The organism is Cystobacter fuscus, assembly GCF_044360685.1.
In the GTDB taxonomy this organism is placed as follows: domain Bacteria; phylum Myxococcota; class Myxococcia; order Myxococcales; family Myxococcaceae; genus Cystobacter; species Cystobacter fuscus_C.
This window is the reverse complement of the sequence record NZ_CP043491.1, coordinates 7055966-7069270: the sequence shown is the minus strand read 5'-3', so window position 1 is coordinate 7069270 and position 13305 is coordinate 7055966. Positions and strand designations below refer to the sequence as shown.

At 65.3% G+C, this 13305-nt stretch carries 3 protein-coding genes and 1 tRNA gene; 1 reads left to right on the top strand and 3 read right to left on the bottom strand.

From position 1 onward, the window contains the following. Positions 1-47: 47 nt before the first annotated feature. A complete protein-coding gene (locus F0U63_RS28780; RefSeq protein WP_395834537.1) occupies positions 48-5141 on the top strand; it encodes a CHAT domain-containing protein in 5094 nt (1697 codons plus the stop codon). A gap of 53 nt (positions 5142-5194) precedes the next feature. Here F0U63_RS28780 and F0U63_RS28775 read toward each other — a convergent pair whose 3' ends face one another. The 3 genes from F0U63_RS28775 to F0U63_RS28765 form a co-directional block, all read right to left on the bottom strand. Next, a complete protein-coding gene (locus F0U63_RS28775; RefSeq protein ID WP_395834535.1) occupies positions 5195-6922 on the bottom strand; it encodes an NERD domain-containing protein in 1728 nt (575 codons plus the stop codon). A 6-nt stretch (positions 6923-6928) separates the two neighbouring features. Beyond that, a complete protein-coding gene (locus F0U63_RS28770) occupies positions 6929-12613 on the bottom strand; it encodes a sacsin N-terminal ATP-binding-like domain-containing protein (protein WP_395834533.1) in 5685 nt (1894 codons plus the stop codon). A 558-nt stretch (positions 12614-13171) separates the two neighbouring features. Beyond that, positions 13172-13267: transfer RNA gene (locus F0U63_RS28765), tRNA-Sec, on the bottom strand. Between the last annotated feature and the right edge of the window lie 38 nt (positions 13268-13305).

Sequence of the window (13305 nt, the reverse complement as noted above, 5' to 3'; positions counted from 1 at the left end):
AACTTCTGGCGCCGGACGCGCCCTCTCGGCTCCGGGTTCAGACCCGGATGGCACTGGCCCGCGTGTATGCGGCCATGGTGCGCCACGATGATGCGACCGCCCAGCTCATGCGTGCGGTAGAAGATGCACGCGCCTCTGGCCTCATGGGGCCACTTGCACTGGCCTCGCTGCGCTTGGCCGAAATGGAACGGCACTCAGGTGACGCTCAACGATGGCGTGAGCGCTTGAAAGCTGTCGAGCGTGAGGTGGCGGGTACGCCATGGGAACAGGTTCTGTTGCTGGAGCGACTTCGTCCTACACGCCACGGTGAGCGGCTAGCTAGCGAGGTGATCGAACTCCTGCGGCGGTACGGAGAAGGCTCTCTTCTTGTCAACCCCGCGCTGGAGCAACAACTCGCGATGCTCTTGATGAACCACGTTGAGGAAATCCCGGAGGACGTCCGTCGCAGGCTTTTGGATGGAGTGGGACGCACTCGTGTCGAGCCCGTTGCCCGTGCACGCCTCCTCGCCAGTGATGGCCGGTTGAGCGAGGCGGTTGCACTGCTCCGAGGGGCGCTGTTGAAGGCCAAGTCGGACTCTGAGCAACTGCGCTCCGCCGGTCTGTTGCTTGCTCTTCTCCCGGACGACGCTCGCGACGATCGCCTTCAGGCTTGCGAACTGGTGGAGAAACTGCTGGCCGGTCCAATGGACGATCCCGCCATGCGCTCGGACTTGGCCGCAGCGTTCTGGAAGTGTGCACGCGGGGATCGAAGCCTACTGGACCGGGCTTGGCGTCACGCAGAACATGCGGCAGAGAGACTAGCCGGAGACGCCGTGGCTCTTGAGGTGAACGTACGTGTCTTAGCCAACATCCGAGTGGAGCAGCTCGCATCCGGGGCGTCCACTTCCACACCTGAGCAGATCTCCCTGGCGCTCTGGTTTGAGAAGCCTCTTCCCTTGCCCGCAGCGGAACTTGCTCGCTACCGGCATGAAGCCGCCGCGATCCTTCTCCATCCGGGGCCCTTCGCTCTTCCTCGAGCGCTATCTATAGCCGAACGACTGCTCGGGTTTGTCCCGGACTCGGCTGGAGTACGCGCGACCCGTACCCGGCTCGACTGGGTCCGTTTGAGGAGTGGTCCCCCTACCCAGGAAGGAGCATTGGGGCGGGAGGTTCCACCAGGAACCGGTGGTGTTCGAGGACCCTTTGACGATGCAGCAGCGTGGGCAGTCGCGCTCGCGCAGGGGATGCGTCCCCCCCGGGCCTCTTCCCTTGGGGACGGGGAACTCACGCAACTCGGCGCGCTCATGAGGGCTCGCCCGGACCGCGCGGAGGCGTGCTTGGATTGGATGTTCGAGAACATCTCGCACGGGGCTTCCGAGGACCATACTTCCCTCGCTTTTCTCTTGGCGCTTGGGCCGAGCAGCGCTGTGGGGCCCAAGCTGCTCGAGCGCATCGAGAGTGCGGTGGCCCGGTCTCCAAGCTTTCCGCTGTTGCGATTGAGGGTGCAGATCCTCTCACAGTCGATGGGGTGGGGGGATGAAACGCCCTATACGCGCGCTGCGGACGCGCTACTGGCAGCGGCGCGCACCCCAGAGGAGCGTATCGAGGCGAGCTTCTTCAAGGGGGTCGAGCGGCTGAACGCGCTACAAGTGCTGTCTCCGGCCGATGTACGACGCAGGAGTGTCTTGGATGAGGCTCGTCGGATACTCCTTCAAGCCGTGGAGGAGACCGGATCCGCCCGTGTTCCGGAACACCTTCGCTTCGCCCTGTTCATCTCGGCGGGCAATGCTTGGCGGGAGGGCCACTCGCCTGATGTCGAACGTGCTCTTCGCCTGTACGAACAGGCCAGAATCATAGGGGCACCCAATCGGTTTGAAGCCGCGAAACTTTCGAAGGTTACGGCAGATGCCCTGCTCTTGAGCAAGAGCCCTGGAGATGCCGTGCAAGCCATGCGGTTGCTGGAGCACTCGCTCGGGATTCGGAGGGATGGCCCCTACCGTGCCGAGACGCTGATGTCCGCTGCACGGGCCGAACTAGCGCAGCCAGATCGCCCAGAGGAGGAGCGCCTACGGCGTGCCATCGACAGGCTGGAGGAGGCGCTGCTCCACTGTGATGAGGGAAACCTACTCGGCTTGGCCTTGATGCTGATTGAGCACATCGCTCAGTTCATTCGGCACCGGCCGCACGATGCGACGCTTCACCGGCGGTTGGATGAGCTTGGGCGTCTCGATCCAAAGCTGGCGCAGGAGGCGGTGCGCGCAAAGCGGGGGCTGATAGGGCCGCTGCCGGATGACATGTACCGCTTCGTCAGTGACTCAGCCTCGCATCCGGCTGTTGTTGCCTATCTCGAAGGCACGCGCCCGCTGAAGCGGTCGGAGGACCTCATCGCTGAGATGGGCCTGGAGCCCGAGAGTCCTATGGCCAAGCTGGTCCGGGCTGCGGACGCGCCTGCGGAGGAGCGCACGCCTCAGGCACTGAAATCTCGCGCCGAGCGTCTGTCCCAGGTTGGTGATCCTGAAAAACGCCCGGGAGCGCAGGCCGCGCGCGCGATGTTGCTGGCACATCTCGCCGGGCTCGGACATACCGGCGCAGAGGAGGCCCGGCTATCCGCTGAGGAGGCCGAGCCTCTAGTCCGGGCCATCGAATTGCCGGCTGCGCGCCATCAACTCCTGCTGGAGTTGGCTCGTTTCTGGGTGCCTATAGAGACGTACGTTCACCCGGTCGTTGACTGCGTGCGCGGGGCGCGGCTGTGCCGCGAGGTGCTCGATGATTCCACCGCAAGCGAGACCGCGTCCTTGGACGCGTTACAATGTTTCGCGCGGGCGACGCGCTACCGGAGGGATGGTGACCGGCACGCCCACCTGCGTGAGGCGGCTCGGCTCTACGAGGAGTGTGCACGCCGGTACGAGCAGGCAGGCATGGAGGATGCTGCAGCCCTCATGCGAACGAACCTCGCCGAGGTTCGGGCGGAGCTCCGGACCGGTGGGAGTGAACCAGAGCATCACGAGGGAGTCTCCGCCGCACGTGAGCGCTTGGCCTTGGCCCGCAGCCCCTCGGAGAAAGCGGTCGCACAGGGCAACCTCGCTGTCGAGCTCACGCGCCTGGGCTCGCAACGCCCGCCCCCCGAGGGAGACGCGCTGCTTTCCGAAGCGCGGGGGCTCTTCGAGTCGATGCCGTGGGGTGACGTCCCTGCTCTCAGAAGGTTCTCCGTGGAGAACTTTCAGACCATGTGTCTCGTGGAGATTGCTGTCCGCGCGGGGCAGCGCGCCGAGGCCATTGCGCTGTGGCGCAAGCGCTTGGCCGGCCTGGACCGCAAGACCCATCCGGTCGAATGGGCCATGACCGTCCACAACCTCGCTGACACACTGATCGAGCCCGACCGGCATACAGGAATGATGGATACGCGGCACGTCACCGAGGGACTGCTGTTGTTTGAGCAGGCGCTCCAAGTCCGGACGTTGGAGGCGTACCCCGAATTTCATTGGGAGACCACCGATGACATGGGTCGGGCAATTACGGCGGTGATGCTGAACTGGTCTTCCTCGCTGCCCTGGCCTCGCGAATTGTGGGAACGTGGGGAGCAGGCACTTCGCAGTGCCATTGAGGCGGCCCGGCGGCTTGGAGGGGGCGAGCGACTTGCCAAATCGGCGCTCTCATTGCTCAAGCTCTCGCTCGCGGCCGGCTCTCCCGATCAACTCGAGTCCACAGCTGAATTCGCTTGGACTGCGCTCGACGGAGCCCGACCGTTCCTGCTGGTGGACGAGAGGGCAGGCTTTCAGGAGGCGGTGTTCGCGGCTGATGTAGGCGCCACGCTGGGTCGTGGACTGGCAAGCCGCACCGCTGCGGGGATCATGGAGGGGTTCCACTACGTGTTGGCCGGAGAGTCGGCGGAGCGTGTCCTGCGCTGGCTCGCCCGCGCGTCGGGTGCCGCCCAGCGTGCATTGGCAGGCAGGGTGTCCCGACCCTCTCGCGTGCCACCCGGTGACTGGGTGGAGTGGCTCGAGGCCGTACGTAAGGGGGCCCCGGGTGACGTGGCCCGTGCCCTTGAGAAGGTACGCTTCGCCGAGCCGTCCTTCCTCCGCGGCGAGCCGGACCTGTCCGGGACGTGGAGCTGGTTGCGATCCCGGCCCGGCTCTGCTGCCGTGGCTCTCGTCGGCAGTAACAGGGGATTGATGGCGGCGGTTCTTGAAAATGTGGAGCAGCCCAAGGTCCTGGTGGGAGCGCTTCGGGCTGACTCGCCCCCGGTTGGAGAGGCTGCGGTCGCGCAAGCGCTCAGCGCAGGTGAGAGTGGCCAACCCTATCGTGACCTGCTGGCCTGGACCCAGACGAACATCCTCACCCCCGTGCAGCGACTGCTCCCGTCTTCTCCCGCGCACCTGCTTTGGATTCCTGCTGGCCCTCTCCGATTGTTGGCTCCGGCGGACCTCTGGCCGGCCTCTCCAGTGACGCTTGCGACAAGGCTCGACCTGGAGACGCGTCCATTCCCGGAGCGTCCCCGGCGCACGTTGCTGGCTGTTGCCGATCCCGGGCCTGGCCGGCCAGGGGAACTCAAGGGCGCGGTCAAGATCGGCGCGCAACTCGCCCAATTGGTGTCGGTCGCCGGTACACCGCGTGCATTGTTGAGCCAGGGGGGGAAGTTCGGCACGGCACTGCGCTTGTCGTGCCCGGGGCTTGTGGAGCGCCCAGCTTCTGCCGGAGATGTCCTTCGGGAACTCGCCGAGGCGGACGTGGTCATGTTCCTCTGCCACGGTGGAGTTCAGGGGCCCCGAATGGCGATGCTCCAACTCCTTGACGAGGCGGGCTCAAACTCCGAACTGGCGCTGGAGCAGGTCGGCGCGGACCCTCGCCGCATCGCTGGCGCCACGGTGGTGCTCCTCTCGTGCGAAACGGGGCGCGTGGGGGATTGGCTGCACCGTGCCGCAGGATTGGCTGGAGCCTTCCTGGCGAGCGGTGCCCGGCAGATTATCGCCCCACTCTGGGAAGTCCGGTTGGGGGCGGCGCTGCACGTGGGACGGGCAGTGCTCGATGCGCTTATTCAGGAGCGAGAGCCGTCCCTGGCGCTTCACGCACTCCATTCTCAGGATGTGCAGGCAGGGGGAAGTACTCCCGGGAACTTCGGCCGCGCTTGGTCACTCAAAGCCTTCGTGCATTGGGTGGGGTGAGCCAATGAGTGGGCTTGTGCAGGCTATGAGGAACTTGGCGAAGGCCAGTGCCCTTATCTCCAAGGCTCCGGGGCCAGGAGCCTGCGGCAGGCCTCGGTGGGCCCAGCCAGATAGAGCCGGGACTTGGCGCGAGAGAATGCCACGTAGATGAGCTCGCGCTCGTTCTTCAGGTCCAGCTGATCGAGCCCCCAGAGGATGGTCACCGCAGCCTCCAGGCCCTTGTAGCGCATGGCGGTGTCCATCAGGACGGTACCCTTCGAGCGGTGTATCTGCTCGGCCCATGCCACGCCGTTGGGCAGGGGCTTGTTCTTCAGCAGGTCATAGTAGGTCTGCTTCGACTTGCTGTCCGCCACGAGGATGGCGATCTGCTCCGGGGGTACGCACTCGTCCTTCAGGAGCCTGGCCACCGTCTCGTAGATGAGGTTCGCCTGGTCCTGCAGGCGCGGTGCATTCAGTTGCTCGATGGGCGCGCCCTCGATGTCACAGGCGTCTGTGTCGTCACCGTGGAAGTACCGGTAGGCCGCCTCGTGGATGAAGCGCGTGTTCCGGCAGTTCTTCGTGAGCACGAACGGCCTTTCCTGAATGGGGCACTTGTCCAGGTGCTTATAGACGGCTTGGTTCTGGTCGTAGAAGACCATGAAGACAGGCTCCGGCTTCAGGAGCCGTTTCAGGGGCAGCCAGAAGTCGGGATGGAAGTCCTGCCCCTCGTCCACGATGCACGCGTCGAAGGTCTCCTTCACCACTTGGGTGGCCAGGGCGAGCGCCATGGGGAAGTGGGCATCGAATTTGTCCGCACCCGGGAACGAAGCCCGGGCCTCCTGGAGCACGTCACGCCCTGTCTCGTGCTTGGCGAGCCGCACGGCCCACTCGCACAGTTGATGGAAGTTCATGGGCAGCAGGTTAGGAGTATCGCCCGCTGTCGCCTTGAAGTGCTCGACCAGGGGCTTGGTCACGCACAGCAGGAGCGTGCGTTTCCCCTGCACCGCGAGCTGCCGGGCCTTCTCGATCGCGAGCACGGTCTTCCCCGTCCCTGCGCCACCGCAGATCTTCGCCTCCGTGCGTGAGCCCAGCGAGCGCAGCAGGCGGCTCTGCTCATCAGTCAGGATGATGCGCCGCTCCTCCTCATCCTCGAGAAGAGAGGACATGAGGGCACGCGCGGTGGCCTTCTTGCTGAAAGTCTCCTTCACCGCCTCCAGGCCAGCCTCTCCCAAGGGACGGAAGCGCCGGTCATTGCCAGCCCAATAGCGGCACGCGCGCATGAACCACCCTGGCAGATCATCGAGATCAGCGCGCCCGCCTACGATCTCCGGTGGGATGTCCGAAGCGATCAGGGGGTTCACGTCCACGACATTGGGGAAGAACACCGTGTGACCCTCAAGGATCCGGTCCGCGGAGTTCTTCCAGCGCGGGTGCTTCCGGAGCTCGTCTCGGATGGCGTGCTTCTCGCGCTTGGCCTGCTCCACAGGATTGTGAGGAAGCTTGTTCCTGGTACCGGCCGCGTTCTCGGTGAACCACTGATCGGCCTGGCGGTCACGGATGATTCCTCCACCCTTAACCTCGACGACCAGGAAGCCTCCCTGGGGATCGAAGATGACGAAGTCCGCTTCCCCATCGATCGGAGCAGCGGTCGGGCGCTGGCGAAGGAAGCAGATGGAGTGGAAGACGAGCAGCCGCTGGTCGAGCTTGTCCCGGCAGGCCCGGTAGAAGCGAGCCTCCGCGCGATAGCGAGGGGGAAGGGCGTTGAGCTGCTCCTCGGTGCGATGAGGGATCATCTGGGCCATGGCGTCTCACCCTTCATTCGGCAGGAGCTTCATCTTGTTGGGCTGGTAGAAGGCCTGCCGCTTCGTTCCATCCAGCATTTTCACCTGGAGCGACAGGATCAGGCTCTCGCCTTCCACGCTAGTAATCACGCCCTCCACGCCATCCTCCATGAGGATTCGCCCGCCCACCTCGGGGCGGGGCGGCGCGGCCTGGGGCAGGGACGCACTGGCCAGCCCCCTCCAGCCAGGATCCAGCCGGTATTGGGTGATCAGACCTGCGGGGTTGCAGATGGGGTGGACCACGGAGCTCGCCTCATCCATGGCATATTCCACGACGTACAGCCAGAAGCCGTCTCCCAGCTTCTGGGCCCGATCGAATTGGCCGGGGGACAACCAGACACCGTTCTCGGTCCAGGGGCCGCTCAGTCCCTTGACCTCGATATAACGGGCCCCGCTTCCGTCCACTGACTCAAGGCTGCAGCCCGACGCGTCGTCTCGCGGCGGCTGAGACTGACGGTGCTCGGCGTGCTCATGAGCCAGCACGCGCTTCAGCGCCGCTTGCCGAAGCTCCGCAGCTGCTTGCGGATCGATGTGCCCCTCCGCCGCTTCGGCTCCGGGAACGTTCGGATGAATGTAGGTGACGGCGCGATGGCGGGACACTTCGGTGCCCCTCCTGAAGTTCGTCCGGGTGGAGTGACCGTGGCCTGGCTTGATGGGAGGCAGAATTCCCATGGGGTTCAGGCTCGGTTCCTGGGAGGGGCGCTGCTCGGAGCCGACGAAGGTGCTGCCTTCCGGAGGCACGACGAGCGAGTTAGCCCCGGAGGAAAGCGCCTGCATGGCACCGCTGCTCGCCAGGGCGGACGCCGTGGGAGCCGCCGCCAGCGATTCCGGACGGGGGACAACGAACCCCTCCGCCATGGCCGGAGCGTTCCGAGGTGGAGCTGGACTTCGAGGGGACACACCCCGCCAGCCCGCGCCATTCCTTGGCCGGGGCGACCGGACCCAGGGGCCTTCCGGACGAGTGGGGCCAGGCACGGGCGTCTCCAGGGGAGCCTCCTCGACGTTCTCGGCGGGAACCTCGTCCACGGCGGACTCATCCACGGCGGACTCATTCGAGGGCTCTGGCTCGGGGGGCTGATCCTCGAAAAACGTCGTGGGAGGCTCCGGCTCTAGGTCGGCGGGAGGAAGCCCCCAGGAGTCCTCGCCGGATGGCTGCTCGGTGAGCTGGGGAATCTTGAGCCGTGTCAACAGGCTGTCGATTCCCTTGGGATAGCTCTCAAGGATCTTGGTGAGCGCCGAAGTATCCGAGAGGCGCTGCTCTTCATCGAGCTCCTGTTTGATGGCCTGCGCGAGGTGGAAGGAAGCGAGGTCGGCGGACTCCTCCCGGAGGAAGATCTGGTGATGGGGCCGGTCGACGTAGAAGTCGGCGGCGGCCGAGCCCACCAGTCGCTTTCCCAGCCAGAGTCTCGAGTCCAGCTGTGCCGCCGGAACTACACTGAGGGTGGAGAGCCAGCCCAACGGCTTCGGATCAGCCTTCTCGTGTTCTGCCTGGATGAGGCGCCGCAGTCCCCGGGTGAACTCCTGCGAGCGGAGGAGTTCACCCAGGGTCTCGCAGTCCTCGATAAACCTCGGATCCTGAGATAGCTCCGGCTCCTGGGACAGCTGTTCCTTGAGCTGACGGGACAGCCGCTGCACTTCCGCCGCACGCAGCAACTCCATGGGCACCTCGTCCTGCACCAAGAGCACTGCGCCGGGAGTCAGCTTCTCGGCATACCAGGGGGCATCGTCACGGAGCACCTCGGTGGCCCGTGCGAGCTGGCCCCCCTTCACGGGGAGCCACAACCGGGCGCGCATGGGCTCCAGCATCGCTGCGGTCTCGAAGCTCAGGCTCAGACGGCGAAGCACTTCCAGTACCTGGGTCAGCAGCTTCGGGGGCAGCGGCTCGCCGCTGTGCAGTGCGGCCACGTCCTCAAGCCAGGCGATGAAGTCGTCGTCCTGTGGCAGCTCTCGACGCCCCAGCACGGCATAGCCCTGATCGATCAGAGGCTCCGCGATCCGGAGCTGGACGCGGAGAGGCTCGAAGAAAGGCACATGCTCAAGAAAGACGTGCCGCGGCTGCCAGAAGCGGTGTCTGCTCTTGTCCCAGAGGCAAGGGCGGTTCGCATAGTGGGCCCGGACCTGTTGCACCGCGCCTGGGTTCTTCTGGAAGAGGGTGCCGAAGTACTCGTAGATCCTGGCTAGCGAGTCCCCAAGGGCCTTCATAGCGGTGTCAGGCGCCGCCTGGTGGCTCACCAGCAGGGAGTCGAAGTGCGTCATCACCAGCGCGAGGGGAGCCTCCGAGGGGATGCCTAGCGCCTCACGGAATGAAGCGAAGTCCCTCTTCACGAAGGGCATGAGGGGGCTCTGGCTGGCAACCAGGTGCCCCAGGTGGACCGGGTAGAGCTCCGAGGGCGCATAGAGCCTCGCCTGGGGAAGCTTGGCGGCCGCGTACTGGCCCAACGCGGCCGGATCGGTCTGGGCCGGAAGCCAGCGGCGGTTCGCCAGCGCTTGAGCCAGCGTCACAGGATGACCGTTCCCGTTCCGCACCGTGGCGTCCTTGAGCTCGCTCCAGTGGTCGGCGACATACTCGTAGACACTGATGAGGCTCTCCGAGACGCCTTGGGGGCCCTCGGCCTCGGCCTGCTTGATCAGCTTGTCCACGTGGACGAGCAGGTCCTGCGGGTGGGGCGCTTCGGCCATCCCCAGCGTGGAGAAGAAGGAAAGCCAGTCCGCAGTGGCGTCGGAGTAGGTCGCCTGGGTGTCGGGGATGAGTGCCGTGTCGCCGAGCACGTCCTTTACGAGCTGCTTCCGCGGATCGTAGAGGCTGGTGGCGGGGTAGAGCTTGCCATCGCGGCACCTCACGAGCGGGGCTTGCATGACGAGCTTCTTCAGGGCGGCCCCGCCCTCGTCGCCGGCCTTGCTTGCTTCGGTGCACGCTTTGCGGAGGTTGTCGCGGAGCCAGTCCAGCACCAGCACCTGCTCCGGCGGTGGCATTGCCACGTAGCTGGGCAGGAGCACATTACGGATGAGCAGCTCGCGGCTGAGGCTGAGGACCCCAAGCTTGGTGAAGAGCTTCCGCCGAGCCGTGGAGACCTTGAGAAGGTGCGTCTGCCCGGCTGTGGGTGGCGGCGTGGAGTCCGCAGGCTGGTAGACCTGAGGAGCGTCCAGCCGGACGAGTTGGAGGTCCGCTGTCGGGAAGATCGGCAGTGCGCGCAGGACCTTGATGTGCTGCAGCGTCAGGCTGTCCAGCGAGGCCGGCTGGGAGAGCCAATCGAGAAGCACGTCATGGATCTTGGGGTCATAGCTCTGGGCCTGCTCAGTCCATGCCTTCTGGGAAGCGGCGAGCGCATCGACCAGCGTGGCAGCTCCCAGCTGACGAATACCTCCCTGCGGGTGAGTGAGGGTGAACGCCCGGATGGCGCTGATGAGCCCCTCGGATCCGGTGATCCGGGGGATGCTGAACGCCTCCAGGGCCTGACACAGCTCCGTGTCCCGGGCCTGTTCCTCGGTCAGCAACAGGGGAGTATCCGTCCGGCCAGGCCGATGCAGGTGCCCCCGCTCGTCTGGCACCACGGCGAGTTCCTTCAAGCCGCCCAGGCTCGCGTTGCGTGCTTTCTCGCTGGAGAAGTAGCCATAGAACTCGGTCAGCCAGGGCGTATTCGGAGGCTGAGGGCCGGCGGGATTCCAGGGGCATGGGGAGGCCGCGCCAAGCTGGACGAACGAGGCCTTCACTCGCGCTACCAGGTGGGCGGGCGTCATCTCGATCAGCCCTGCCTGGGGCAGCTCGTTGAGCTGCGTCTCCTTGCGGAACTGTTCCTCCAGGAACCAGTGTGGCTGTCGAACCAGTGCGCGCTCGACCTTGTCGGCCAGGTGGATCGTCCAGGTCCAGAAGGTGCAGAGCTGACCATCCTCGAGGATGGCCAGCGGCAAGCCGACCAGCTCAGCTCCGGTCTTGATGTCCTTCTTGCAGAAGTTGAGCAGGTGGACCACCCATTCACGTCGGCGCAATGCGGGATCCGCCGCCTGCTCCAGCGGAGTACTCACGGGTTGCTTCACGCGCAGCCACTCGCGCAGCGTGGCCGACGTCAGGTAGTTCAGCTTGATGCCAGTTGCGGTGAAGCCCTTCGCGATGTGCGCGGGCAGAGGCGGCTCCGGGATGGGCATGCCCTTTGCTTTTAGCGGCTCCTGCAGCTGGGGTTGCCACTCGGCTGGCGGGGGAACGAGGTCGCCAATCCGGGCCCACGGTGCGGAGGGGCCCACGCAACGGATGACGCGCTCCTGGGCCAGGAGCGTGTAGACGTGCTGGGGGAAGAGCTGCAGCGCTCCCGGCAAGGCCCGTTCGGGATCGGGGAACAGTCGGTAGAGCGTCTCCGCCGAAAGGGTGTTCACCTCCTTGGTCAGCTCAGCGAGTAGGGCGGTGTACGCGGGCGCCACCGCATGTTGCAGCAGCGCCTGGTTCCAGCCGTGCCGAACTCCGTCCTTACCGAGGAGCGACGCATCTGCCGTCAGCCCCTGGCGCGCGGAGTCCACGTCGAAGAAGCCGTTGAGATGCACGGGGAAGCAGCTGTCGCCTTTGGCGAGCGGCAGAGCACAGTAGAGCTTGCCCGGGATGGCCTTGGCCGCGAGTTCCCCACCCGGTCCCTTTTCTAGCCGGGCAGCTGCGCCAGCCCATGGGATCGCCTTCTGCCCGAACTTCTGCATGGCCTCCGCAGCGGCCCGCAGCTCTCCCTTCGGATCTGTAAAGAGGCCGCCCACCACGCGCCAGAGCGCGGTCTGCTGGGCCTTTCCCCGGGTAACTTGGACCTCGTGGAGATAGCTCACGCGTTCAGGGGCCTGGGACGCCTCTTGGGAAGAGCGGCTCATGGCCTGCCGGACACGGCTGCGGTGGGCTTCCACCGTCTCTACATTGAGCGTCTGGACGTGGAGCCGCTGGCGCAGGCGCTTTCCAGGCAGGATCTCGTCCACACGGACTTCGAGGACGTGCTTCAGGAAGAGCAGCAACTCCTCGCCCAACTGGGAGAGCTGCTCAAAGATCTGGTCACAATCCTCCAACGTGAACGGTTCTGGGCAGATCTTGCTCTGGTGCTCTGCCATCCGGAGCGGCAGCCGGAAGACGGTGCCTTCGAAGGAGACCTGCCCGGGCGTCAGTCCCGCCACCTCGAAGGGCCTCAACAGGCCTGGAGACTGCTCCCAGAGCTGGTTGGTCAGCTCGTAGCCAACGGCCGAGCGTTCGGGGTTTCGCCGCGGCAACCGCTTATGCGGATCGAACAGGATGAGCCGATTCCGCGAGAGCAGGCACGGGTAGTCCGTGACGTTGTAGCAGGAGTTGAATCCCAGGCCGAATCGCCCGGTCTTCGTCTCCTCGCCCACCTTGGCGCTGTCGCCGATGCAGCGGATGTTGGCGAAGTCCGTCTCTTTGAAGGGCTTGTCGTTGAAGACGAGCAACGAAGGCCCCTGCAGCACGGTCATCTCCTGTGCGAGCAGGGGTCCCGTGTGCTGGCGCCCATCGAGGATGATACGGACCTGCGAGGCCTCGGCGTCATCGGCATTCTGGATGAACTCCTTCAGGATGCCGACGTTCTTCGGGTAGGTCTGGATGAGCCCTTTGAGCCGGACCGTGAGGGGCTCGTACTGCCCGACGTCATCAAGCTCGACAATCTCATCCTCGGCCATACCGTGTGTTCTCTCCGCGGAAGGGGTCCTGCGCCAAGCTGGGTGAGTGCCGCGATTTTACATCCCGCGCAGTGACGCGGCAGGCAGTCCGCGCCTGACAGCAAAAGCAAAGGCAGGACAATGGCCTTCCTGCGGGCGGCGGACGCAGGGGGGCTGCCGTGTCGCTAAAAGGGCGGTAGGCCCCGCCGCTCCATTGACCGTAGACCTCGCCTTTACACGCCTGTTCTGACTGCGGTCCCATGAGGGGGCGACGCAGGGCGTATGGGTACTTCGGCTCCGGGGTCCCGGGGGCCTCTTGTGATGTGCTGGAGGGCAGGGCTGAGTGAGCACGTCTGCTCGGCAGGCGTGGATACCGCTGCCGCTCGCGGATAGCAGCAGAGGAATGCGCCACTGAGGTTGCTGCCATCAGCCAACTCGGCTGATGCGCGAGATGGGTCTGTGCGCTCGAAGTCTGTACGCAATTTGTACGTAACCGACTGAACGCCTGCGTACCCGTCCGAACACTTGGACTCAGCGGTCCAACGGCCCCAAGTGCCCGTTTTTAGAGGAGAAAAAGGTCGGTAGGACAGAGGAATCGAACCTCCCAGGGACATGCCTCCATGCCCCCCACCGGTTTTGAAGACCGGGCCAGCCACCAGGTCCAGTGGTCCTACCGCGCGCGATTACCGCCACGAGCGCGGCGCCCCGTCAAC